A 24889-nucleotide genomic window follows, 5' to 3' on the forward strand; every position below is an offset into this window, starting at 1 on the left:
TACACGGGTTCTCAAGTATGAAGTCCAGGGCAAAGTCGGCGGCAGGCAGTTCGGTTAAACAGTGGCTGGGAGCCTCCCTTCTGGCCGCTTCCGGCCTGGCATTACAGCCCCTGAGCCTGGCGCAAGCGGCGCAGGAGCAGAGCGCAGTCTTCAGTTTTGCACTGCCGGCCAAGCCGTTGCCCCAGGCGCTGAGCGATTTCAGCCGGGTGACCGGCATCAGCGTGGTCTACACCGACGAAGCTCCCTACAACCTCAACGCCCCGGCCGTCAGTGGGCGGATGAGCGCCGCCCAGGCCATGCAGCGCCTGTTGGGTAACTCCGGCTTGACCTTCCGCCAGATCGACGCCCGCACCCTGGCCCTGGAACCGCTGCCTAGCGAAGGCGCGGTCAATCTTGGCGCCACCACCATCAGCGGCGTCAACCAGCAGCAAGCCACCAGCTACCAGCCACCGCCCACCAGCTCGGTCATGCGCTCCCAGGGCCTGCTGCTGGAAACCCCGCAAACCGTGAACATGGTGCCGGCCCAAGTGATGCGCGACCAAGTGCCGCGCAACCTCGACGATGCCTTGGCCAACGTCAGCGGCATCACCCAGGCCAACACCTTGGGCAGCACCCAGGATGCGGTGATGCTGCGGGGCTTTGGCGACAACCGCAATGGCTCGGTCATGCGCGACGGCATGCCTGTGGTGCAGGGCCGGGCGCTGAACGAAACCGCCGAGCGCGTCGAAGTGCTCAAGGGCCCGGCGTCGTTGCTGTATGGCATCCAGGACCCCGGCGGGGTGATCAATATCGTCAGCAAGAAACCCGAGCTGACCCCATCCACCGCCCTGACCGTGCGCGGCTCGACCTATGGCAGCGGTAAGAACGGCAGCGGCGGCAACCTCGACACCACCGGCCCGATTGGCGACAGCGGCCTGGCTTATCGTTTGATTCTCGACCACGAAGATGAGGATTACTGGCGCAATTTCGGCACTTACCGCGAAAGCCTGATCGCGCCATCCCTGGCCTGGTACGGCGACGCCACCAAGGTGTTGCTGGCCTACGAGCACCGCGAGTTTCTCTCGCCGTTCGACCGTGGCACGGCCATCGACCCCACGACCAATCACCCCCTGGATATCCCCGCCACGCGCCGCCTGGATGAGCCGTTCAACAATATGGAAGGCCGCTCCGACCTGTATCGCCTTGAGGTCGACCATGACCTGAACGACGACTGGAAGGCCCACTTCGGCTACAGCTGGAACCGCGAAACCTACGACGCCAGCCAGGTGCGCGTGAGCAAGGTCAACGCCAACGGCGTGCTGACGCGCAATATGGACGGCACCCAGGGCGCGCTGACCACCGACCGCTTCACTACCGTCAGCCTCGAAGGCAAGGTGGACGTGGCCGGCATGCGCCATGACCTGGTGTTTGGCCTGGATGACGAATACCGCAAAATCTACCGCGCCGACCTGATCCGCCAGGCCAGCCGCAGCGTGTTCAACTACAACGACCCGGTGTACGGCCGCGAAGTGGCGGGCACCACCGTCAGCGCGCCGGACAGCAACCAGACTGACCTGCTGCGCAGCGACTCGGTGTTTTTCCAGGACGCCATCCACCTGACTGACCAGTGGATCCTGGTCGGCGGGGCGCGTTTCCAGACGTACGACCAGTACGCCGGCAAGGGCCGCCCGTTCACGGCCAACACCGACAGCAACGGCCAGAAGTGGGTGCCCCGCGCCGGCCTGGTGTACCGCTACACCGATGAGCTGTCGTTTTATGGCAGCTACACCGAATCGTTCAAACCCAACTCCACCATTGCGCCGCTGGACAACAAGATGGTGATCGACGGCAGCATCGCCCCGGAACAGTCCAAGTCCTGGGAGCTTGGGGCCAAGTTCGATATGCCGGGGCGCATTACCGCCAACGTGGCCTTGTTTGATATCCACAAACGCAACGTACTGGTGTCGATCACCGAGGGCGCGACCTCGATCTACAGCGTCGCCGGCAAGGTGCGCTCCCGTGGCCTGGAAATGGACCTGAGCGGGCAGTTGACCGACCAGTGGAGCCTGATCGGCAGCTATGCCTACACCGATGCCGAAGTCACCGAGGACCCGGCCTACAAAGGCAAAGGCCTGCAAAACGTGGCGAAGAATTCCGGCTCTGTTTCAGCCGTGTACGACTTCGGCACTATCGTCGGCGGCGACCAGCTGCGCGTCGGTGCCGGTGCGCGTTACGTCGGCGAGCGGGCCGGCGATGCACTCAATAGCTTCGACCTGCCGGGCTACACCGTGGCCGATGCGTTTGCCACCTATGACACCAAGGTCGACGGGCAGAAGGTCAAGTTCCAGCTCAATGTGAAGAACCTGTTTGACCGCACCTACTACACCTCGGCCGTCAGCCGGTTGTTTGTGTCCATGGGCGATGCGCGCCAGGTGTCGTTGTCCAGCACGTTGGAGTTCTGACCTTCGGCGATGACGCTGGCGGCCTGAGCTGCTAGCGTTGCGCTTTTTGAGGATTGCCGGGACGGTTTGATGCAGTTGGGACGATGGATACACACCAGCGCCATGCTGGTGGGCGTAAGCCTGTTGTTGGGTGGCTGTGCCAGCCCTTCGAAAACCGGCGAGCAGGCGCTGGAGCAATTGCTGGCCGATCCGGCCCTGGCCGGGGCCAGCGTTTCGTTGATGGTGCGTGACGCCCGCAGCGGCAGCACGCTGTACCAGCACAACCCCCGCACGCGGCTGGTGCCGGCCTCCAGCCTGAAACTGCTGACCACGGCGGCGGCCATGGATGTACTGGGCCCGCAGTATCGGTTTTCTACGCAGTTGCTGAGCACCGGTAGCCGACAAGGCTCGCGCCTGCTGGGCAATCTGTACCTGCGAGGCCTGGGCGACCCGACGATCCAGTGGGCGGATTACCAGGCCCTGGCGGCGAACCTGGCCGCGCAGGGCATCCGGCAGATCGACGGCGACCTGGTGCTCGATGACAGCTGGTTCGACGCCGAACGCCTGGGTGTGGATTGGGCCCACGACGACGAAGACAAGTATTACGGCGCGCAGATTTCCGCACTGACCGTGTCGCCCAATGCTGATTTTGATGCGGGCACCTTGATCGTCACGGCCAAGGCGCCCATGGCGGTCGGCCAACCGCTGGGCGTCACCCTCAGCCCGCCTACTGATTATGTGCAACTGAGCAACCTGGCGCTCAGCGGTCCGGGCAACAGCTATGGGCTCAATCGCCAGCATGGCAGCAACCTGCTGCGCCTCAGTGGCACGCTGACGCCGGGGACGCAAAGCCGGCAATGGGTCAGCGTGTGGGAGCCGACGCAACTGGTGGCCAATCTGTTTGCCCAGGCCTTGGCGCAGCAGGGGATCAGCGTGCAGGGTCGGCGCGTGATCGGTGGTGTCAGCCCGGCCACCGCCACGGTGTTGGCGACGCACCAGTCGGCGCCGTTGCAGGAACTGATCAGGCCCTTGCTCAAACTGTCCAACAACAGCATGGCCGAAGCGTTGCTCAAGGCCATGGGACGTCAACAGGCGAATGCCGGCACGGCGGCGGCCGGTGTTGCGGCGGTGGCTGACTTTCTCAAGCGCCAGGGCCTGGACCCGGCAACATTAAGCCAGGTGGATGGCTCGGGTTTGTCGCGACGTAATCTGGTGTCGGCGCAGAACTTCACCGACCTGTTGCTGGCCATGGGCAAACAGCCATGGTTCAACGCCTGGTACGACGCGCTGCCCATCGCCGGTAACCCGGATCGCCTCGGTGGCGGCAGCCTGCGTTACCGCCTGCGCGGGACTGCGGCGCAAAACAACCTGCAGGCCAAGACGGGGTCGATGGGTGGGGTGTCTTCGTTGACGGGCTACATCACCGATGCGGGTGGGCGGCGGTTGGTGTTTTCGATGCTGACCAACAACTATGTGGTGGAGGGGAGTCGGATCAAGGCGTTGGAAGATCGAGTGGCCGTGGTCCTGGCGCAAAGCCGCGATTGAACAATGTGTGAGCAAGCCCGCTCCCACAAAATCCCATGCCCACATTAGTTTTGTGTCAAGGCAACTAGGGTCGGAACGCCTGCCGATATTCCCCCGGTGTCGCTCCCATCGCCTGGCGAAACCGGTTGGTAAAGTGGCTGGCGCTGGAGAACCCGCATGCCAGGGCAATCTCCCCCAGCGGCATTGACCCGCTGCGCAACAGGGCCTGGGCCTGCGCGAGGCGGCGGGTCAGCACATATTGGTGGGGCGGCAGGCCAAAGCTTGTGCGAAACATCCGCGCAAAGTGGTATTCCGACAAGGCGCACAGCCCCGCCAGTTGCCCCAGGCTGATCGGCTCGGCCAGTTGCTGCTCGATGTAGTCCACTAACTGGCGGCGTTGATGCGCCGCCAATCCGCCCTTGAGCCGCAAGCCTTCGCGCAGGCCAACCTGGCTGAGCAGGGTGTGGCTGAGCATTTCATGGGCCAGGCTACTGGTCAGCAGGCGTTCGGCGGGTTCCTGCCAGTTCAGCCCGATGAGTTGGTGAAAGCGCCGGGCTTGCTGCGGGTCTTCCAAAAACGTGCTTTCGCGCAGTTGCAGCGCCCTGGGTTCGCGGTCCAGCAGGGTGATGCAACCCAGGGCAAATTGCTCTTGGCTGAAGTACACGTGGGCCAGGCGGATCTCGCCGTTGATCACCCAGGCCGACTGATGTTCGGCGGGCAGGATGCACAATTTATCGGGGCCGCCCTTGGTGCCGGGCTGGCCACGGCGAAATGTCTCGGTGCCGCCGCCCACGTAGCAGGACAGGGTGTGATGGCTGGGCGCTTCGTAGTCCTGGGAGTCGTGGTGGTTGCTCCACAAAGCCGCAGACAAGCCGTCACCGAGCTCGGCGCACAGCTCAAGGCGAGCGTTGGGCGAACTGTTCAGGGCTTTGAAGACTTGTAGGTTTTCCAGTGCAGGCATGGGGTTCTCTCCGACGCCTTGCATCCTACTCCCGGCGGCCGGCGCTGTGATCCCTCGGCCCGACAAAAGCGCAAGAATCTGCAAGTGCCTGGCAGCAAGGCGGGGTGAAACTGTGGCTCAACCACCGGAGTGCGCCATGAACCTATCTTTGTATTTACTGACCGTGCTGATCTGGGGCACGACCTGGATCGCCCTCAAGTGGCAGTTGGGCGTGGTGCAGATTCCGGTCTCCATCGTCTATCGCTTCGGCCTGGCGGCGCTGGTGCTGTTTGTGTTGCTGCTGCTCAGCCGCAAACTGCAGGTGATGAACCGCCGTGGGCACCTGATCTGCCTGGCCCAGGGCTTGTGCCTGTTTTGCGTGAACTTCATGTGCTTCCTCACGGCCAGTCAGTGGATCCCCAGCGGCCTGGTGGCCGTGGTGTTCTCTACCGCGACGTTGTGGAATGCGCTGAATGCCCGGGTGTTCTTCGGCCAGAAAATCGCGCGCAATGTATTGCTGGGCGGTGGCCTTGGTTTGCTGGGCCTGGGGTTTTTGTTCTGGCCCGAACTTGCCGGGCACACCGCCAGCCCCGAGACGCTGTTGGGGCTGGGCCTGGCGCTGTTGGGGACCCTGTGTTTCTCGGCGGGCAACATGCTGTCGAGCCTGCAACAGAAAGCCGGGCTCAGGCCGTTGACCACCAACGCCTGGGGCATGGCCTATGGCGCGTCGATGCTGGCGCTGTACTGCGTAGTGCAGGGCATTCCATTTGAGATGGAGTGGAACACCCGCTACATCGGCTCGTTGCTGTACCTGGTGATCCCCGGTTCGGTGATTGGCTTTACCGCCTACCTGACCCTGGTCGGCCGCATGGGCCCGGAGCGGGCGGCGTATTGCACAGTGTTGTTCCCGGTGGTGGCGCTGAACGTCTCGGCGCTGGTCGAAGGCTACCAATGGACCGCCCCGGCGCTGGCCGGGTTGGTGCTGGTGATGCTGGGGAATGTGTTGGTGTTTCGTAAGCCCAGGGCGGTTGCAGCTGTGAGGCCGCTTTTTCAACCGAAGCAAACCTAATGTGTAAGAAGATCTAATGTGGGAGCTGGCTTGCCTGCGATAGCGGTGAATCAGCAATGCCTATGCTGACTGACCCACCGCTATCGCAGGCAAGCCAGCTCCCACAGGGTGATCCGCGTTACTTCAGGCCCAGGCGCTTGGCCATGCGCCCCAGGTTGGCGCGGTCCAGGCCCAGTTCGCGGGCGGCGCTGGCCCAGTTGTGCTGGTGGCGCTCCAGGCAAGCGCCGATCACTTGCCTCTGGTAGTGCGCGGTCGCCTGGCGCAGATCGCCGGTCACCGGTGCGAGTTCCACGGGCGCTTCGATCAATGGCGCAGACTCATTGGGTAGGTCGAGGTCCTTGGCACTGAGGCTGAGGATCTTCGGCCGCTCGCGGCAATTGCCCAGGGCCTTCAGCGCGCTGCGGCCAATCAAGTGTTCCAGCTCGCGTACATTCCCGGGCCAGCCATAGGCCAATAACGCCGCCTGGGCATCGCTGGTCAGGCGCAGGCTGCCCAGGCCCATGCGCGAGCGGTTCTGTTCAAGGAAAAAGCCTGCCAGCAGCAACACATCGCGCCCGCGTTCACGCAGGGCCGGCACTTGCAGGGGGTACACGCTCAAGCGGTGATAGAAGTCGGCGCGGTAGCGGCCGTTGCGTACTTCTTCGGCGAGATCGCGGTTGGTGGCGGCGATCAGGCGCACGTCCACTTGATGCTCCTTATCCGAACCGAGCCGCTGCAACTGCCCGCTTTGCAGGACCCGCAGCAGCTTGGCCTGGACCGTCAGCGACAACTCACCCACTTCATCGAGGAACAGGGTGCCGCCATTGGCCAATTCAAACTTGCCCCGGCGCTCATTCAGCGCGCCGGTAAACGCGCCGCGCACATGGCCGAACAGCTCGCTTTCCACCAGGGTTTCCGGGAGGGCGGCGCAATTGAGGCTGATCAGCGGTTTCTCGGCGCGGGGCGAGGCCGCGTGGATGGCCTGGGCCACCAGTTCCTTGCCAACCCCGGTCTCGCCGGTGATCAACACGGTCAGGTCGCTGCCGCCCACCAGTTTGATTTCTTCCACCAGGCGTTTGTGGGTCTTGCTCTGGCCGATCATTTCCTTGTGCTGCTGGCCGCTGGCCTGGCGATAGATTTCCGCGCGCTGGTGTTCGTCCTCGGCACGCAGGGCCAGGTGTTCCATGCGTTCGGCCACATTGACCGTGGCGGCGGCGAGGCTGGCGAAGGCCTGCAAGGCGTCCAGTTCGACGCGCTCGAAGCGTTCGGTGTCCAGGGCGTCCAGGGTCAGCAGGCCCCAGGGATGATCATCGACAAACAGCGGGCAGCCCATGCAGTCGTGGACCTCCAAGTGCCCGTGCAGGCCATCGACCAGGCCGTCGTAGGGGTCGGGCAGTTCGCTGTCGCTATCGAAACGGGTCGGGCCGGGGCTGCTCAGCAGCACCGCAAAGCGCGGGTGTTCGCTGATCTTGAAGCGTCGGCCCAGGGTGTCCGGGCTCAGGCCGTCCACGGCCAGCGGCACCAGCCATTCGCCGTCCAGGCGCAACAGCGCGGCGGCGTCGCAGGGCAGCAGGGTGCGCATGGCTTGCAGCAGGCGTCGGTAGCGCTCGCCTTCCGGCAGTTCGCGGGACAGGTCAGCCACCAGTGGCAGCAGGGTGGTGAGCAGGGAGTGTGCAGTCATAATGACTCCTTGTAGTCCTAATGACTATAAAGTGTAGGAGGTCATATTGACTACTTCTAAATTAACTAACTGATAAATATAGGTTTATTAGTTGGCACGAATACTGAGTGCTACAGGGTAATCATTCAGAAGCCCCAAAGGCTCAGGAGTCTCCCCATGCTTAGCGTTCAAGACCGTGCCATCGTCAAGTCCACTGTGCCGCTGCTGGAAAGCGGTGGCGAAGCCCTGATCACCCACTTCTACCGCATGATGCTGTCCGAATACCCCGAAGTGCGCCCGCTGTTCAACCAGGCCCACCAGGCCAGCGGCGACCAGCCCCGTGCCCTGGCCAACGGCGTGTTGATGTACGCGCGGCATATCGACCAGTTGGACCAGTTGGGCGACCTGGTGGCCAAGATCATCAACAAGCACGTGGCGCTGCAAATCCTCCCGGAGCACTACCCGATTGTCGGCAATTGCCTGCTGCGGGCGATTTCCGAGGTGCTGGGTGACGAAATCGCGACCCCAGAAGTGATGCGCGCGTGGGGCGCGGCCTATGGTCAGTTGGCCGACATCCTGATCGGCGCAGAAAGCGCGATCTACGACGAAAAAGCCCAGGCCGTTGGCGGCTGGCGTGGGGCGCGCCCGTTTTTGCTGGTCAAGCGTGTGGAGGAGAGCAGTGAAATCATCTCCCTGTACTTTGCCCCGGTGGACAACGGCCCGATCCTCGCTGCCGAGCCCGGCCAGTACATCGGCCTGAAGCTGATCCTCGATGGCGAAGAAGTGCGCCGCAACTATTCATTGTCGGCGCGCACCGACGCGGGCCTGTACCGCATCAGTGTCAAGCGCGAAGCGGGCGGGCGCGTGTCCAACTACCTGCATGACCAGATGCATGTGGGCGCGACCATCGACCTGTTCCCGCCATCGGGGGAATTCACCCTGGTGCCCAGCGACAAGCCCCTGGTGCTGATCAGCGGCGGGGTGGGCATCACTCCCACCCTGCCGATGCTGGAAGCAGCGCTGGCCACCGAGCGCCCGGTGCACTTTATCCACTGCGCGCGTAATGGCGGCGTGCATGCGTTTCGTGATTGGGTCGATGCCCTGGCTGCACGTCATCCGCAATTGCAGCGCTTTTACTGCTATGCCGAAGACGACGGCATCAGCCCGGCGGCGGACAAGCTCGGCATGCTGACCCAGGAGCAACTGGCGGCGTGGTTACCTGAGGAGCGTGATGTGGATGCCTACTTCCTGGGGCCGAAGGGCTTCATGAGTGCGATCAAGCGTCACCTCAAGGAGCTCGGTGTGCCTGAGAAGCAGAGCCGGTATGAGTTCTTCGGGCCGGCGGCGGCGCTGGAATAAGCGGCCGCTCTTCAGCACCGTATTGGCGTCTTCGCGAGCAAGCCCGCTCCCACAATTTGATGTGTGAATACATTCAAATGTGGGAGCGGGCTTGCTCGCGATGAGGCCCGAAAGACCACCACATTAATGTGTCGTTAACCCGCCTGCGCCTAAGATGCCGACGCCTACTGCTAAATTTTCACCTCCTGTGTGTAAACTTGCGGCCATTGGCACACCCATCATTAGGCAAAGGGAAACGGGGATGATTGACGAAATGCGGTTGGGGCGGGAGCGGCGCTTCCTGGTGTTGCTGGGGATCATCTGCCTGGCGCTGATCGGTGGCGCACTCTATATGCAGATAGTGCTGGGCGAAGCGCCATGCCCGCTGTGCATCCTGCAGCGCTATGCCTTGCTGCTGATTGCGCTCTTTGCCTTTATCGGCGCGGCCATGCGTACCCAACGCAGTGTCACGGTCTTTGAAGTGCTGGTCGTGCTCAGCGCCCTCGGCGGTGTCGCTGCCGCCGGGCATCATGTGTACACCCAGTTCTACCCGGCCATCAGTTGCGGCGTCGATGTGCTGCAGCCGATTGTCGATGACCTGCCCCTGGCGAAGATCTTCCCCCTGGGCTTCCAGGTCGATGGTTTCTGCAGCACGCCATACCCGCCGGTGCTGGGCTTGTCCCTGGCGCAGTGGGCGCTGGTGGCGTTCGTGTTGACGGTGATCCTGGTGCCCCTGGGCATTTACCGCAATCGCAAGCACAGCGCTTAAATCGTCCTACAAAACGCCCCGGTCCTGCTGATGCAGGCCGGGGCGTTTTTGTGTGCGGGGATTTTGTGAAAGGACCGTGACGCTGGACAAGATTGGCGGCGCGCAACGTGCGACACGTTGTCACACTGAGGGCGTCGCAGGACGTTTCCCACCCCGCGCCAGGGCGCTTAATCGACCATTGGTCGGGGGCTGCTGCCTGTCACTTTCCACCCCGGCCGACCCCGCGCACGGCGTGCTCTCGAGAACTTCCGGTGATCGGCGAATGCCTTGCTTTTAGCGGGCTTGCCTGGGGTTTGGCGACCCTGAAAGGGGCCTTGAGGTGCGACACATTAGGCAATAACACAGCATTTTTTGTGGTTTTTGTTGAGAATCAAACGCGATAGGATCCCGAACCTTTGCAACAATGGCGCAGGATTATTGCTGGAATCGATAAAAATTATTTCTTTATAAGTCATGGTTTATACATCGCTAGCTAACTACAATCGCCCGCACTGAGTGTCCGGTGCTGCTCAACCCTAAGCAAATAGGGCGGTCGAGAGGCGAAAACATTGCTTCATGCGACCCCAGGTGCCGGCAGCCTTTCAACTATCCGCACCAAATGGAATTGGTCTGTAACAAGGCCTTTGACCAACGAAATCGAATAAGAATTCACCGCCAGACCTGGACGTGTCGATCAGCGCATGAAGCGCCGGGCAGGCCCTTATTCAATCGAAGAGAAATGCCAACCCTTGGCAGGGTGAAGTGTTGGCGATCAAAACCCAACTGCATTGCGCAAGCTGCTTTAGAGGTCGTGAGATGAGTAAAAACAGGTACACCCGATTACTAGGCATAGTGCCGCTTTTCGGCATGTTATTGCTGGGAGGCTGCAACTGGACGCTGCTCGACCCTGTGGGTCAGGTCGGCGTGGAGCAACGTAACCTGATCATCACGGCCACTTTGCTGATGCTGTTGGTCGTGGTGCCGGTGATCGTGATGACCTTCGCGTTCGCCTGGAAATACCGCGCGTCCAACACCAAGGCCACCTACGCGCCGAAGTGGTCGCACTCCACCAAGATTGAAATCGCGGTGTGGCTGGTACCTGTACTTATCATCATCGCCCTGGGTTACATCACCTATAAGTCGACCCACGAGCTGGACCCTTACCGTCCGCTGGAATCCGACGTGCCGCCAATCACTATCGAAGTGGTCGCGCTGGACTGGAAGTGGCTGTTCATCTATCCCGAGCAAGGGATCGCCACCGTCAACAAGATCGTGTTCCCGGCCAACACCCCGATCAACTTCAAAGTGACCTCGGATGCGGTGATGAACTCGTTCTTCATCCCGGGCCTGGGTGGCCAGATCTACGCGATGGCGGGCATGCAGACCAAGCTGCACCTGATTGCCAACCAGAACGCCGAGCTCGACGGTATCTCCGCCAACTACAGTGGCGCGGGCTTTACCGGCATGAAATTCAAAGCAATCGCCACCACCCAGGAAGACTTCAACGCCTGGGTACAAGAAGCCAAGAGCTCACCAAAACAGCTTGAAAAAGCTGAATACGAAGCCCTTGCCAAGCCAAGCCAGAACAACCCTGTAGAGCTGTACTCCTCGTACACGCCGGACCTGTTTCAGAAAATCATCGATAAGTATGAAGGGATGAAGCCAGGCAAGCCGGTCAAGCACGAGAAGAAAGAAGTGGCTGCTGTGGAAGGGACGGACGCAAATTCGCATTCAGCTGCCGGGGCAGAGGAGTAAACGATGTTTGGTAAATTAAGTTGGGAAGCGGTCCCATTCCACGAGCCGATCGTGATGGTGACCATCGCCATGATCGCGCTGGGTGGTCTGGCGCTGTTTGCGGCAATCACCTACTTCAAGAAGTGGACCTACCTGTGGACCGAGTGGCTGACGTCGGTCGACCACAAGAAAATCGGCGTGATGTACATCATCGTCGCCATGGTCATGCTGCTGCGTGGTTTTGCCGACGCCATCATGATGCGTACCCAGTTGGCCATGGCCACCGAGGGTTCGCCTGGCTACCTGCCGCCTGAACACTATGACCAGATCTTCACCGCCCACGGTGTGATCATGATCATCTTCATGGCGATGCCTTTCTTCACCGGCCTGATGAACCTGGCAGTGCCGCTGCAGATCGGTGCGCGTGACGTTGCGTTCCCGTTCCTCAACTCCCTGAGCTTCTGGCTGCTGGTTTCCGGCGTCGTGCTGATCAACCTGTCCCTGGGCGTCGGCGAATTCGCCAAGACCGGTTGGGTTGCCTATCCGCCGTTGTCGGGGCTGCAATACAGTCCGGGCGTGGGGATGGATTACTACATCTGGGCGCTACAGCTATCCGGGCTGGGTACGACGCTGACGGGGGTCAACTTCCTGGCCACCGTGCTGAAAATGCGTACCCCAGGCATGAAGCTGATGGACATGCCGATCTTCACCTGGACCTGCACCTGGGCCAACGTCCTGATCGTGGCTTCGTTCCCGATCCTGACCGCTACCCTGGCCCTGCTGACGCTTGACCGTTACATGGATTTCCACATTTTCACCAATGAACTTGGTGGCAATCCAATGATGTACGTGAACCTGTTCTGGGCATGGGGTCACCCTGAGGTGTACATCCTGATCCTGCCAGCGTTCGGTATCTTCTCCGAAGTGATCTCGACCTTTACCGGCAAGCGCCTGTTCGGTCACCACTCGATGGTCTACGCCTCTGGCGCGATCTCCGTACTGGGCTTCATGGTCTGGCTGCACCACTTCTTCACCATGGGTTCGGGGGCCAGCGTCAACGCCTTCTTCGGCCTGGCGACGATGCTGATTTCGATCCCGACGGGGGTGAAGCTATTCAACTGGCTGTTCACCATCTATCACGGCCGCCTGCGCTTCACCAGCCAGGTTCTGTGGACCCTGGGCTTCATGGTGACCTTCGCCATCGGCGGCATGACCGGCGTACTGCTGGCCATCCCGGGTGCTGACTTCGTGCTGCACAACAGCCTGTTCGTGATCGCGCACTTCCACAACGTGATCATCGGTGGTGCGGTATTCGGCTACATCGCTGGCTTCAGCTTCTACTTCCCGAAAGCGTTCGGCTTCAAGCTGCACGAAGGCTGGGGCAAGGCTGCATTCTGGTTCTGGATCACCGGCTTCTTCGTCGCGTTCATGCCGCTCTACGCACTGGGCTTCATGGGCATGACCCGTCGTCTGAACGCCACTACCAACCCTGAGTGGGTGCCGTACCTGTACGTCGCCATGTTCGGTGCGGTGATGATCGCTGTCGGTATTGCCTGCCAGTTGATCCAGCTGTACGTGAGTATCCGTGACCGCAAGCAAAACGCCTGCGACTCCGGCGACCCATGGAATGCACACACCCTGGAATGGTCGACTTCGTCGCCACCGCCGTTCTACAACTTCGCCGTGCTGCCTAAGGCCGAGACCATCGATCCGTTCACCGAAGCCAAGGAAAACGGTACTGCGTACCAGCGTCCTGTGCGCTACGAGCCGATCCACATGCCGAACAACACCGCCACTGGCGTGGTGATGGGCGCGCTGTTGACGGTCTTCGGTTTCGCGATGATCTGGCACATCTGGTGGCTGGCCATCGCAAGCCTGGCTGGCACCGTGATCTATTTCGTGATCCACGCGGCTCGTGATGATCAAGGCTACATGGTGCCGGTCGACGTGATCGAGCGCATCGAAGCCGAGCAGCACGCTCGCCTGGTAGCCGAGAAGAAGATTCCGGCCAACCGTGTTGAAACCTCGTTGGAACAGGCTTAAACCATGTCGAACTTAGTGACCAATGCTGGACACGCCCATGTCGATGACCATGGGCACGATGACCATCACCACGACTCGGGCGAGATGACCGTATACGGTTTCTGGCTCTACCTGATGACCGACTGCATCCTGTTTGCATCGATCTTCGCGGTATACGCGGTACTGGTAAACAACGTAGCGGGTGGCCCATCGGGCCACGACATCTTCGAACTGAATTACGTACTGGGCGAAACCGCCTTGCTGCTGTTCAGTTCGATCACCTACGGCTTCGCCATGCTGGCGTTCTTCCGTGGCAACAAGGCGGGCGTGCTGAAGTGGCTGGGCCTGACCTTCCTGCTCGGCCTTGGCTTTATCGCCATGGAGATCAACGAGTTCCACCTGCTGATCTCCGAAGGCTACGGCCCTAGCCGTTCCGGCTTCCTGTCGGCGTTCTTCACCCTGGTCGGTACCCACGGTCTGCACGTCACCGCCGGTCTGATCTGGATGGCGATCATGATGTACCAGGTCAACAAGCATGGCCTGACGTCGACCAACAAGACCCGCCTGAGCTGCCTGAGCCTGTTCTGGCACTTCCTGGACGTGGTCTGGATCTGCGTCTTCACCGTTGTCTACTTGATGGGGACTCTGTAATGGCTAATGCACACTCCCATGACAGCCATGATGCGAGCCACGGCAGCGTAAAGTCTTACGCTATCGGCTTCATCCTGTCGGTGATCCTGACGATCATCCCGTTCGGCCTGGTGATGTACCCAACCTTGCCGAAGGCCACGACACTGGCCATCGTGCTGTTGTTCGCGGTGATCCAGGTGGTTGTCCACCTGTATTACTTCCTGCACCTGGATCGCTCCCAGGCCCAGCGCAACAACGTGATTGCGTTTGTGTTCACGGCCATTGTGATCCTGCTGCTGGTCGGCCTGTCGTTGTGGATCATGTTCAGCATCCACACCTACATGATGGCGAAGTGAGGTAAGACCCGATGTCGCTCAAGCACTTTATCCAAATCACCAAACCGGGGATCATTTTCGGTAACGTGCTTTCTGTGGCAGGCGGTTTCTTCCTGGCCTCCAAGGGGCATGTCGATCTGGCCATCTTCCTGGCGGCAATGATCGGCACTTCCCTTGTTGTGGCATCCGGTTGCGTGTTCAACAACTGCATCGACCGTGACATCGATATCAAGATGGAGCGCACCAAGAATCGTGTGCTGGTCCAGGGCCTAATCTCCCTGAAACTGGCACTGATCTTCGCGACCGTCCTCGGTGTTGCCGGCGTGGCATTGCTGTACACGGTGGCCAATCCGCTGGCGGCGTTGTTTGCCGTGATCGGCTTTGTCATCTACGTCGGCCTCTACAGCCTGTACCTCAAGCGCAAGTCGGTTCACGGCACGCTGGTGGGCAGCCTGTCGGGGGCGATGCCGCCGGTGATTGGTTATGTCGCTGTGACCAATAGCTTCGACATGGCTGCGCTGGTGCTGCTGGTGATGTTCAGCCTGTGGCAGATGCCGCACTCCTACGCCATTGCGATCTTCCGTTTCAACGATTACCTGGCGGCTTCGATTCCGGTATTGCCGGTCAAGCGCGGCATCCAGGTGGCGAAGAAACACATCCTGCTCTACATCCTGGCCTTCCTCGTGGCGACCTTGATGTTGACCTTCAGTGGCTACGCCGGCATGAGCTACCTCGCCGTCGCCGCGGCCATGGGCATGTACTGGTTGTACATGGCCTGGACCGGCTACAAGGCGGTGGATGACACTGTCTGGGCGCGCAAGTTGTTCGTCTTCTCGATCTTCACCATCACGGCCTTGAGCGTGATGATGTCCCTGGATTTCCAGGTGCCGAAAGAGTTGCTGCTGACTTACGCCCACTGAGTTGGGATGCAATGAAAAGCCCCGCCTTCGAGAGAAGCGCGGGGCTTTTTTGTGGGGGTGGTTTGGTATGAGTACATATCCATTTCTGCGGTAACGGCGGCCTAGGGTTCCGCCCTGACGGCGGCTCACTTTGGAAAAGCCCCAAAGTAAGCAAAGGGCTCTTGCCCCACCACTCGGTGCCTCGCCTAGGCTCGGCATGCCCGCAGTCAGGCATTGCTCCGTGGGCCCGCCGCGATCGGCCATCCATGGCCGTGTCGCGGCTACCCCGGCATCCATGCCGGGGTGCCCACTGCGCAATACCTGCCTGCGGCCATCGTGGTTTAACGGGGCGCCTGAGATCAAAAGCAACAGCAAAACCAGAGCGCGGAGCTGCTTACCTGTGGGAGCGGGCTTGCTCGCGAAAGCGGTGTATCAATCAACAAATAAGTGACTGACACTGCGCATTCGCGAGCAAGCCCGCTCCCACATTTAGAGGGGGGTAGGGCTTATTGCTGGGCGATGCTGTAACCGTCAAACGCAGTCTGCTGTTGCAGCGCGGTGACGATGCTCTTGCGCGTCAAAGGCTGCTCGACACCGGAGTTATCCACAAAGCTCTCACTCTCAAGCTCCGCTTCATCCCCTTCGCCCACAAAGCTGAACCCCAGGAACTCCAGCGCCTCGCGGTCGACATTGAGCTTGGAGCGCGGCGTGCGCAGCGGCAGGGTCACGCTGATCCCGTCCTTGCTGATCACAAACACTTCCACTTCCTTCTTCGCCCGGGCGGCCTTGCCCTTGCCGGCGCTCGGGTTGCTGATGGCCTGGTGGGTCTGGTTCAGCACCTTGAGCGCCAGGCCATACACCAGTTCCTGGAACTCGGGGTCGTCCTTGAAGCTGGACAGGATGCGGCTGATCGAGAACTTGCTGCTCAGGTCTTCCAGGGCGGCGTTGTCGGCCGCTTCGGCGTCCTTGAGCTGTTTGAGCTGGCCCATCAGGTCGTAGGCCTGGTCATCGTCGAAGGCGTCGTGGGCCTGGCGGATGGCGATGCGCAATTCGCGGATCTGGTCGCTTTCCTTGGAGGTATGGAACGCGTCCAGCACCATTTCACTGATGTTCTTGGCCGCTGGCACATGCTGTGAAAGATTGATGGCGTTTTCGTATTCAGCTTTGGATTGCAAGGTGACTACGGATTCTTCAGTACGGGAATCGGACATTGAAATTTCACTACTTCTGTAAGCGGGGAGACGAAAAAGCGTCGGGCATTTTCAAGGGCCAGGGTAGCAAGGTCAAGGCGGCACTCTGCCTTCATCGTCATCCGCGTCTACAGGCCCTGTATCTGCTGCAGTTGTGTCTCCAGCCGCTCCCGCAGCTCGCTGCCACGTCGGGCGATGAACACCAGTTGCGATGAATCCTGCGCATGCTCGCCGCCGGCCAGGGTGAACTGGCTGCGGTTGCCCACATGTTGCAACCAGAAGGGTTGGTCGTTGCCCTGTAAATGCACCAGGCCTTTGAGGCGGAACAAATCCTTGGGCAGTTGCCCCAGCCAATCGCGCAGGGCTTTGGCCGGCAGGGCCTGGGTGCCCTGCCAGGTCCAGCTTTCGAACAGTTCGTGGTGCGGCGCCGGCACCGGCGTCAGGCCGTTGCGTGGGTTGCGTTCGCCCAGCAGCAGGGCGTCGGGGATCTGCGCCTGAACGGTACTGATCACCCGCGTACGCGCTCCGATCTCGGTGCGCAGGCGCTGCAGTTCGGCGGCGCTGACCAGGTCGGCCTTGTTCAATAGCACCAGGTCGGCACACGCCACCTGAGCGCGGGACAAGCGCGCGAATTCACCTTCCAGGGTGCTGTAGCCGCTGGCGTCCACCAGGGTGATCACCGTATCCAGGTACAGGTGCGCCTTGAGCTGTGGATAACCCAGGGTTTGTACAATGCGTTGCGGGTCGGACACGCCGCTGCACTCGATCACGATCCGATCCAGGCGTGGGCGCATCTGGCTCAGGCTCACCAGTTGCGCCAGCAGGTCCTCTTGCACGGTGCAGCAGATGCAGCCGTTCTGCAGGCTGAACACGGCGTCGGTGACTTCGGCGATGATCGCCGCATCGATATTCAGCTCGCCGAAGTCATTGACGATCACCGCCATGCGCCCATGTTGCGGCTGCTGGGCGATACGGTTGAGCAGGGTGGTCTTGCCTGCGCCGAGAAAGCCCGAGACTACCGTGACCGCAATACGCTCGCTATTCATTCGATCACCGGCGGCAGGCCTTGCCACACGGCTTGCAGCGCCGTGCCTTCAAAAGTGTTGAGGCGGTCGTACACCGGCCGCCCATCGACCAGGGTCAGCAGCACCTGGGTCTGGTGGATGTAGTTGCGCGCGGGCTGGGCGAACAGGTCGCGGTCGATCACGATCAGGTCGGCGCACTTGCCCACCTCCAGGCTGCCGGTGGAGTGCTCCAGGCCCATGGCGTGGGCGCCGTTGAGGGTCGCCACTTGCAGTGCCTGCTCCAGGGTGATCGGCTCGCCGAAGCAGTCCGGTTCCTGGTTCCAGGGGTTTTGCCGGGTGACCATGGTTTCCAGGGCCAACCACGGGTCAATCGAGGCCACCGGCCAGTCGGTGCCCATCACCGCCAGGCCGCCTTCGGCCAGCACGCCTTTGAAGTCGTAGATGCGCTTGAGGCGCTCGGCGCCGTAACCGGAGCGGGCGCCGCTGGCAAACGGCGTCGGGTACCAGGCCGCCGGGGAGAACTCGGCGATCACATTCAGCGCCTTGAAGCGCTTGAGGTTGCCCGGATGTAGCAGGGTGCTGTGGGCACATTGGTGACGAATGCCGCTGTCACCGTTGACCCGCCGCGCCTCGGCTACCGCATCGAGAAATACATCGGAAGCGCCGTCGCCGGTGCAATGGGCGATCACCCGCAGGCCGCGCCGGTCCATGTCCACCACCATGTCGGTGATATGTTCCGGGGTCAGGTTGAGCTTGCCGCGCCAGGTGGAGTCGGCTGCCCAAGGGGTCATCAGGTACGAAGACTTGGGCTCCACGGTGCCGTCGAAGTGGAACTTCACCGCGTTGGCGTTCAGCCGCGCGCTGCGATAGTAGTGACGCTCGCCGCCGAGCAATTCCCAACGCCGGCGCACCGGGAAGATGTCGTCCTGCCAACTGATCGCGGCTTCCACGCGCAGGCTCAATTCGCCCGCGTCGTCCAGCTCCTTGAGGGCGTCCAGGCGTCGCTCGCAGACGTGAACATACTTGGTCGCGGTAACGCCACGCGAGCTCTGGAAATGCACGCCGTCGCGATAGGCCCGGCGCAGCACCGCCACCGGGGTCGGCGGCATGGCCGCGTGGATCAGCGCGTAGGCGCCGTCGATCATCAGACCGTTGGGCTCGCCGCTGAGTTCGTCGCGCTCCATATAGCCGTTGCGCGGGTCGGCGGTGTGGCGGTCGATGCCGGCCAGTTTCAAGGCGCAGGAGTTGACCATCATGGTCCCCCACATACGGTCCAGCAGCGCCACCGGGCGGTCCGGCATGATGCTGTCGAGCCACTCGCGCCCTGGGGTCAGGCCGGCTTCGCGGAAGGTATAGCGCACCCAGTACTGGCCGTAGATCCAGCCATCGCCTGGGTGGGCATCGGCGTAGGCGTGGATCGCTGCCGCCAGTTGTTCGGGGGTGGGATCTTCGATGCCCACGTCCAGGTCATCGCTGTAGCGTGGCGCCAGGGCGAGGTCCGGATGGGTGTGCATGTCGTGCAGGCCGGGCATGCAGAATGCGCCCAGCAGGTCATGCTGGCGGGTCTGCGGGCCGATCAGGTGTTGCAGGTCGGCGAGTGTGCCGACTGCGATAAAACGTCCCCCGCGAATCGCCACCGCGTCGGCCCATGGCTGGGCCGGGTCGAGGGTGTAGAAACGGCCGTGGTGCAACACCAGGTCAGCGTGCTCGCCGACAACGGAGTGGGTGGAAGTGAATTGGTCGGAAGCGGTCACGGGGGAAACCTCAATATTCAGAAGCGGCGACGATCAAAGGGTGGGAGCTGGCTTGCCTGCGATGGCATCACCGTGGTGTGCCTGTGGGACCGAGTTGCCCGCATCGCGAGCAAGCTCGCTCCCACATAAAACTCAGCGGTTGGCGCGCAGGCCCTCGACAAACCCGGCAATCCGCTGGCAAGCGTCTTTGAGGGTGTCGTCGGCGACGGTAAAGGAGATGCGCACAAAGCCTTCGGCACTGGCGCCAAACGCCTGGGCATCGAGCACCGACACGCCGGTGGCGCGGAACAGCTGCCAGGCAAAGTCCATGCTCGACAGCCCCGTGCGGCGCACGTCCACCAGCATGAACATCCCGGCCTGCGGTACCCGGCAATCAAGGTCGGCGATGTCACCCAGACCGGCCACCACCAGGTCACGCCGGCGGCGATACACGGTGCGCGCATCGCTCACCACCTCGTCATCCAGCTCCAGGGCCTTGATCGCCGCTTCCTGGATAAACCCCGGCAAGCCATAGAGCATGCACAGCAGCAGGTTATCCAGGTGGCCCACCAATGCGGTCGGCGCCACCACCCAGCCCACGCGCCAGCCGGTCATGGCGTGGGTTTTCGACAGGCTGTTGAGCACCACGGTGCGCTCGGCCATGCCCGGCAGCGAGGCGATGCTCAGGTGCGGCTGGTCGTAAGTGATCTGGCCGTAGACCTCATCGGAAATCACCCACAAGTCATGCTCGCGGGCGACTTCCGCCACCAACTCCAGCTCTTCACGGCTGTAGACGTTCCCGGTGGGGTTGCACGGCGTGGCCAGGGCAATGCCCCGGGTCTTGGCGCTAATGGCTTTTTCCAGGGCCGCGCGGGTCAGGCGAAAGCCGTTGGCCGCCGGTTGCTCGATGGTCGCGATGCGCGCACCGGAGGCGTGGATGCATGCCTCGTAGGTCAGGTACATCGGCTCCGGCACCAGCACTTCGTCGCCATGGCTGAACAGGCACAACGAGGTGGCGAACAGGCCGTTTTGCGCACCGGCCACCAGGGCCACGTTATCGGCGTGTACGGCGATGCCTTGCAGACGGCTTTGCTTGGCGGCAATCGCCTCGCGCAGGGCCGGTCGGCCGAGGACGTGGGTGTAATGGGTGTCGCCGGCGCGCAGGGCGTCGACGGCGGTTTCGCAGATGGCACTGGCGGTGGCGAAGTCGGGATCGCCGACGCTCAACACAATCACATCTTCGCCACGGCCACGGGCTTCGACGGCCGCGTAGTGAATATCCCAGGCGCTGACGGACTCGCCACTAATGCGCTCGACAAACGGTGAATAACGCATCCTTGTTCTCCTAAAATTGATTCAAGCCTGGCGCTGCGGGACTTTGCCCCAGCGCGAGAAGACGTGTTCGATCACGAACGCCAGGACAATGTAGATCACCGCCACCGCCAACAGGGGCTCATACACCCGCAGCGTCTGTGCCCGCACCAGGTTGGCGGCGCCGAGCAGGTCGGTGACGGCCACGGTGGAGGCCAGCGCAGTCGCCTTGAGCAGCAGCACGGTTTCGCCCACCAGCGTCGGCTTGACCAACTCCAGGGCCCGTGGTAACCAGACCCGGCGCAGCACCATCAGGCGCTTCATGCCAAACGCCCGCGCCGCTTCCAGTTCGCCCCGTGGCACGGCGCGCAGGGCACCGCGCAGCACTTCGCCGACATAGGCGCCGACACACAAAATCAGCGCCAGGGCCACGTACCAGAAACCTTCACGCAAGTACGGCCAGAGGAAGCTGCCGCGAATCAGCGGGTAGCTGGCAAACACGCTGCCCACGCCGTAATACAGGATGTAGATCTGCACCAGCAGCGGCGTGCCCCGGAATACTGCGGTATAGGCGCGCAACGGCCCGCTGATCAGTGGGTTGGACGACAAGCGCCCCAACGCCACCAGCACCGCCAGCAAGAAGCCAAACACCCCGGACAAGGCCAGCAACTTCAGGGTGATGCCCAGGCCGTGCAGCAGTTCATTGCCAAAACTGTTGATCCATGAAAAGTCCATCGGCTGCGCTCCTTAGTGCTGCGGCATCCAGCGGTTGATCCGTCGCTCGAACACCCGGAAGGCGCCGTTGGAAATCAGGGTGATGATGAAATACACCGCCGCCACCGCCAGGTAGAACACCAGGTAATGCTTGGTGGAGCCGGCCGCCTGTTTGCCCACCGAGAGCAACTCGCTGTAGCCGACGATGCTGATCAGCGCGCTGTCCTTGACCAGCACCAGCCACAGGTTTGACAGGCCGGCCATGGCAAACGGCAACATGCTCGGCAGCAACACCCGGCGCACCAGCAGCCAGCGCTCGATGCCAAAGGCCCGCGCCGCTTCCAGTTGGCCCACGGGAATGGCCTGGATCGCGCCGCGAATGATCTCTGCCGAATACGCGCCCTGGACGATGCCCAGCACCAGCACGGCGGCGATAAAACCGTTGACCGTCACGCTGTCGCGGCCCATGGCGGCCATCGCCATGTTCAGCAGGTCGGTGCCGGCGTAATACAGCAGCAAAATCAGCAGCAGCTCCGGCACCGCGCGGTACAGCGTGGTGTAGAGGTTGGCCAGGCGCACCATCCAGCGTGGGCCCTTGAGCTTGATCATGGCCACCAGCAGGCCGATGCCCAGGCCCAGCACAAAGGCCCCGGCGGAAATCTGCAAGGTCACCACCGCCCCCTGGAGCAGGGCGTTGAGCCAGCCATCGGCGACGAACAGCTGGGTGAGTTCGGACAAAGAAATCATGGCGCGTTCCGTTGGACGTTATTGCGCGGAAATATCGACGCTGAAATAGCGGCTGCGAATTTTGTCGTAGGTGCCGTCAGCCTTGAGCGCCGCCAGTGCGGTGTTGAGCTGCTCGCGCAGGCTGTCATCACCCTTGCGCACCGCGGCACCGATGCCGGACCCAAACAGCGGGTCTTTGGGCGCCAGGCCCTTGTCGGCCAGGCCGCTGCCGGCATCAGACTTGAGCATCGGCTCGATGGTCAGCGCGTCGGCGAGCATCACGTCGATCCGCCCGCTTTGCAGGTCGGCGGTCATGTCGTCCTGGGTGTTGTAGTAGCGCAGGGTCGAGCCCTTGGCGTAGTAGGCCTTGAGGTAAGTGGCGTTGGAGGTCGAGCCCTGCACGCCGATCAACTTGCCCTTGAGGCCTTCGGGGGTGGTGACCAGCTCCAGGCTTTTGTCGGCGACCCACATGGCCGGAGTCTGGTAGTACGGGGCGGTAAAGGCGATGACCTTTTCGCGCTCCTCGGTGATGCTCAGGGAGTTGAGGATCACGTCGATCTGGCTCGATTGCAGCGCCGGGATCAAACCGTCCCAGGACACTTCCTTGAGCGGACACTGGGCTTGCAGGCGTTCGCACAGGGCCTTGATCAGGTCCGGCTCGAAGCCGCTCCAGGCGCCATTGCCGGCTTTTTCGGAGAACGGCGGGTAGGGTTCCAGGGCGATGCCGAAGACGATTTTCTCGGCGGCAATTGCACTGTGGGACAGCACGGCGAGCACGCAGCCGGCGGCGAGGGATTTCAGAGAGTTATGCATGGCTTGACCCTTTCGAAGTTATTGTTTTGAAGGATGGAAGCGGCAGTTCAAACGCGATTGTCCTGGGCCATGACGAACTGGCGGCAACGCTCGCTGGTGGGGTTGTGGAAGACTTGCTGGGGCGTGCCTTCTTCTTCAACCAACCCTTGGTGCAAAAACATGACCTTGCTCGATACATCGCGGGCAAACGCCATTTCGTGGGTGACGAGGATCATGGTGCGGCCTTCTTCGGCGATGCCCTGGATCACCTTCAGCACTTCGCCGACCAGTTCCGGGTCGAGGGCCGAGGTGGGTTCATCCATCAGCAACACGCGCGGGCGCATGGCCAGGGCGCGGGCGATGGCCACGCGCTGTTGCTGGCCGCCGGACAGGAAGGCGGGGAAGGTATCGCGCTTGCTGGCCAGGCCGACTTTTTCCAGCAGGTGCTCGGCGTGGGCGATGGCGTCCTTGCGGTCTTCACCCAACACATACACCGGTGCTTCGATGACATTTTCCAGCACGGTGCGGTGGGGCCACAGGTTGAAGCTCTGGAACACCATGCCCAGTTGCGTGCGCAGGCGTGCCACCTGGTCAGGATCGGCGATCAGCGGGTTGCCGGCGCGGTCCTTTTTCAGGCGCACTTCTTCGCCGTTGATGCGCAGGCTGCCGCTGCAGGGTATTTCCAGGAGGTTGATGCAACGCAGCAGGGTGCTTTTGCCCGAACCGCTGGAGCCGATCAGCGACACCACATCGCCTTCATTGGCGCGCAGGGAAATGCCTTTGAGAACATGGTGCGCGGCATAGCTCTTGTGCAAAGCATCGATGGCGACCACCGGGGTGACTGGGTTCAAGGGTTTTCCCTCTTTATTTTTGTAAATTGATCAACCTGGACACCGCCCCCTGTAGGAGCTGGCTTGCCAGCGAAAAACGCCAGAACACCGCATTTATCCAGAATGCCCACGTCATCGCTGACGACCATCGCCGGCCAGTCTGGGAATGCCGTGATGCAGGTCGAGAATAGCCACTGGCCACTTGAGGTCAATCGAGCATTTTTCGCTCGATATTGAAATTTAATTCAACTGTCCCGCGCGCCGGCGGCTATGTCTCAGGCGCGATTGCGGCTATGGTGCGGGTATCTTTGAGCAGGTGAACATCCATGCGTTACCCCTCCATGACCGCCTTGCGGGCGCTGGACGCGGTGGCCCGGCTGGGCAGCGTGTCCGAGGCCGCGACCGAGCTGAACCTCACCCCCAGCGCCATCAGCCACCAGATCAAGAGCCTGGAACAGACCCTGGGTTTTGCCCTGACTGAGCGCACCGGGCGCAATATCCGCATCACCTGGCAGGGCGAGCGCTATGCCCGGGATATCCACGGGCTGCTGGCCAATATCCTCGAGGCCGGGCAGCGTTTCGATGGCCAGCAGGTCAGCGGGCGCCTGTGTATCAGCAGCCCGGCGGGGTTTGCCACCTATTGGTTGTGCACCCATATCGCCGACTTCCAGGCACTTTATCCACAGGTCGAACTGCACCTGATTTCTCCGCGCACCCCGGACGACACCAGCGACCACGGCGCCGACCTGTTTATCGCCTACGGCATGGGCGACTGGCCCAACCAGCATGTGCAGAAGATCGTCTCGCTGCGCTACTTCCCGGTGTGCAGCCCGCGCCTGGTCAACACCATGGGCGGCCTGAAGAACCCGGAACACCTGGCCGGTGCGCCGTTGCTGCATATGATCGACTACTCCGACTGGCGCGTTTGGCTGGCCGCCGCCGGGGCGCCGAATGTGGACGTGCAGCGCGGCATCGTGTTTGCCGATGCGCACTTTGTGCAGTCGGCGTGCATCGCCAGCCAGGGTATCGCCATGGGCGACAACCTGATCAGCGGCGAGGCCCTGGCCAGGGGCTTGCTGGTGCGGCCGTTCGAGACCGAGATTGAGTCCAACCGTGGCTATTACCTGGTGGCCGATCACCAGAAAGTCGAGCGCCCGGTGGTACAGGCATTTGGCGAGTGGGTGAAATCGCAGCTGGGTGGCGGGCTTTGACGCGCGGCAATCCGTGAATTTTTTTTGCCAATGGCCGGTAAATTTTTTGCTTGTCCGCC

General features: G+C 61.8%; 21 protein-coding genes and 1 pseudogene. 11 read left to right on the forward strand and 11 right to left on the reverse strand.

Annotated elements, in window-relative coordinates:
- Window positions 1–17 precede the first annotated feature (17 nt).
- Entirely contained in the window at window positions 18–2441 is a 2424-nt protein-coding gene (locus ACO77H_RS04675; protein ID WP_432755071.1) for a TonB-dependent siderophore receptor, read from the forward strand.
- Window positions 2442–2510: 69 nt separating this feature from the next.
- Complete coding sequence (gene dacB, locus ACO77H_RS04680; RefSeq protein ID WP_432755072.1) at window positions 2511–3965, forward strand: D-alanyl-D-alanine carboxypeptidase/D-alanyl-D-alanine endopeptidase; 1455 nt, start codon at window positions 2511–2513, stop codon at window positions 3963–3965.
- 64 nt (window positions 3966–4029) lie between these two features.
- On the opposite strand, the gene ACO77H_RS04685 is transcribed toward dacB, so the two are convergent.
- A complete protein-coding gene (locus ACO77H_RS04685; protein ID WP_432755073.1) occupies window positions 4030–4905 on the reverse strand; it encodes a helix-turn-helix domain-containing protein in 876 nt (291 codons plus the stop codon).
- Between the two features lie 136 nt (window positions 4906–5041).
- Between ACO77H_RS04685 and ACO77H_RS04690 the strand changes: the two genes are divergently transcribed.
- On the forward strand, window positions 5042–5953 hold the full coding sequence (locus ACO77H_RS04690) for a DMT family transporter (protein WP_432755074.1): 912 nt from the start codon (window positions 5042–5044) through the stop codon (window positions 5951–5953).
- A 118-nt stretch (window positions 5954–6071) separates the two neighbouring features.
- Here ACO77H_RS04690 and norR read toward each other — a convergent pair whose 3' ends face one another.
- Window positions 6072–7613: a nitric oxide reductase transcriptional regulator NorR gene (norR, locus tag ACO77H_RS04695; RefSeq protein WP_169954929.1), complete on the reverse strand. Its 1542-nt coding sequence runs from the start codon at window positions 7611–7613 to the stop codon at window positions 6072–6074.
- Window positions 7614–7769: 156 nt separating this feature from the next.
- Between norR and hmpA the strand changes: the two genes are divergently transcribed.
- Both hmpA and ACO77H_RS04705 read left to right on the forward strand, forming a co-directional pair.
- Window positions 7770–8951, forward strand: coding sequence for an NO-inducible flavohemoprotein (gene hmpA / locus ACO77H_RS04700; protein ID WP_432755075.1), 1182 nt, complete (start codon window positions 7770–7772; stop codon window positions 8949–8951).
- 241 nt (window positions 8952–9192) lie between these two features.
- A complete protein-coding gene (locus ACO77H_RS04705; protein WP_170042997.1) occupies window positions 9193–9699 on the forward strand; it encodes a disulfide bond formation protein B in 507 nt (168 codons plus the stop codon).
- A 553-nt stretch (window positions 9700–10252) separates the two neighbouring features.
- On the opposite strand, the pseudogene ACO77H_RS04710 reads toward ACO77H_RS04705, so the two are convergent.
- Window positions 10253–10467 (reverse strand): annotated as a pseudogene (locus ACO77H_RS04710) (hypothetical protein).
- Window positions 10468–10494: 27 nt separating this feature from the next.
- Between ACO77H_RS04710 and cyoA the strand changes: the two are divergent.
- From cyoA to cyoE, 5 genes are read left to right on the forward strand one after another with little or no spacing between them, the layout of a single operon-like run.
- Window positions 10495–11433, forward strand: coding sequence for a ubiquinol oxidase subunit II (gene cyoA / locus ACO77H_RS04715; protein WP_029300208.1), 939 nt, complete (start codon window positions 10495–10497; stop codon window positions 11431–11433).
- Between the two features lie 3 nt (window positions 11434–11436).
- On the forward strand, window positions 11437–13455 hold the full coding sequence (gene cyoB / locus ACO77H_RS04720) for a cytochrome o ubiquinol oxidase subunit I (RefSeq protein WP_057444528.1): 2019 nt from the start codon (window positions 11437–11439) through the stop codon (window positions 13453–13455).
- Window positions 13456–13458: 3 nt separating this feature from the next.
- The gene (gene cyoC / locus ACO77H_RS04725; protein ID WP_038446230.1) at window positions 13459–14085 is read left to right on the forward strand and encodes a cytochrome o ubiquinol oxidase subunit III; all 627 of its coding nucleotides are present in this window, start codon (window positions 13459–13461) and stop codon (window positions 14083–14085) included.
- Window positions 14085–14420: a cytochrome o ubiquinol oxidase subunit IV gene (gene cyoD / locus ACO77H_RS04730; protein WP_029300215.1), complete on the forward strand. Its 336-nt coding sequence runs from the start codon at window positions 14085–14087 to the stop codon at window positions 14418–14420. Before cyoC ends, cyoD begins: the two co-directional genes overlap by 1 nt.
- Before the next feature lie 11 nt (window positions 14421–14431).
- Entirely contained in the window at window positions 14432–15319 is an 888-nt protein-coding gene (gene cyoE, locus ACO77H_RS04735) for a heme o synthase (protein ID WP_029300217.1), read from the forward strand.
- A gap of 485 nt (window positions 15320–15804) precedes the next feature.
- On the opposite strand, the gene ACO77H_RS04740 is transcribed toward cyoE, so the two are convergent.
- The 8 genes from ACO77H_RS04740 to ACO77H_RS04775 all read right to left on the reverse strand — a co-directional run bounded on the left by ACO77H_RS04740 (window position 15805) and on the right by ACO77H_RS04775 (window position 23640).
- The gene (locus tag ACO77H_RS04740) at window positions 15805–16509 is read right to left on the reverse strand and encodes a hypothetical protein (RefSeq protein ID WP_170042996.1); all 705 of its coding nucleotides are present in this window, start codon (window positions 16507–16509) and stop codon (window positions 15805–15807) included.
- Between the two features lie 107 nt (window positions 16510–16616).
- Entirely contained in the window at window positions 16617–17534 is a 918-nt protein-coding gene (locus ACO77H_RS04745; protein ID WP_432755076.1) for a CobW family GTP-binding protein, read from the reverse strand.
- Window positions 17531–19267, reverse strand: a complete 1737-nt coding sequence (locus ACO77H_RS04750) for an amidohydrolase family protein (protein ID WP_169956224.1) — start codon at window positions 19265–19267, stop codon at window positions 17531–17533. The genes ACO77H_RS04745 and ACO77H_RS04750 overlap by 4 nt, the downstream gene beginning before the upstream one ends.
- Before the next feature lie 132 nt (window positions 19268–19399).
- Window positions 19400–20581 (reverse strand): pyridoxal phosphate-dependent aminotransferase, encoded by a 1182-nt coding sequence (locus ACO77H_RS04755; RefSeq protein WP_169956226.1) that lies wholly within the window; start codon window positions 20579–20581, stop codon window positions 19400–19402.
- A gap of 21 nt (window positions 20582–20602) precedes the next feature.
- Window positions 20603–21292, reverse strand: coding sequence for an ABC transporter permease (locus ACO77H_RS04760; protein ID WP_057437876.1), 690 nt, complete (start codon window positions 21290–21292; stop codon window positions 20603–20605).
- 12 nt (window positions 21293–21304) lie between these two features.
- Entirely contained in the window at window positions 21305–22018 is a 714-nt protein-coding gene (locus ACO77H_RS04765; protein ID WP_057437878.1) for an ABC transporter permease, read from the reverse strand.
- Window positions 22019–22036: 18 nt separating this feature from the next.
- A complete protein-coding gene (locus ACO77H_RS04770) occupies window positions 22037–22810 on the reverse strand; it encodes a transporter substrate-binding domain-containing protein (RefSeq protein ID WP_169956230.1) in 774 nt (257 codons plus the stop codon).
- Between the two features lie 47 nt (window positions 22811–22857).
- Entirely contained in the window at window positions 22858–23640 is a 783-nt protein-coding gene (locus tag ACO77H_RS04775) for an ABC transporter ATP-binding protein (protein ID WP_076962773.1), read from the reverse strand.
- Window positions 23641–23945: 305 nt separating this feature from the next.
- On the opposite strand from ACO77H_RS04775, the gene ACO77H_RS04780 reads away from it, so the two are divergent.
- Window positions 23946–24830 (forward strand): LysR substrate-binding domain-containing protein, encoded by an 885-nt coding sequence (locus ACO77H_RS04780; protein ID WP_029300234.1) that lies wholly within the window; start codon window positions 23946–23948, stop codon window positions 24828–24830.
- The last annotated feature ends 59 nt before the right edge of the window (window positions 24831–24889 follow it).

Source organism: Pseudomonas sp. WMBT8 (assembly GCF_050916005.1).
GTDB lineage: Bacteria > Pseudomonadota > Gammaproteobacteria > Pseudomonadales > Pseudomonadaceae > Aquipseudomonas.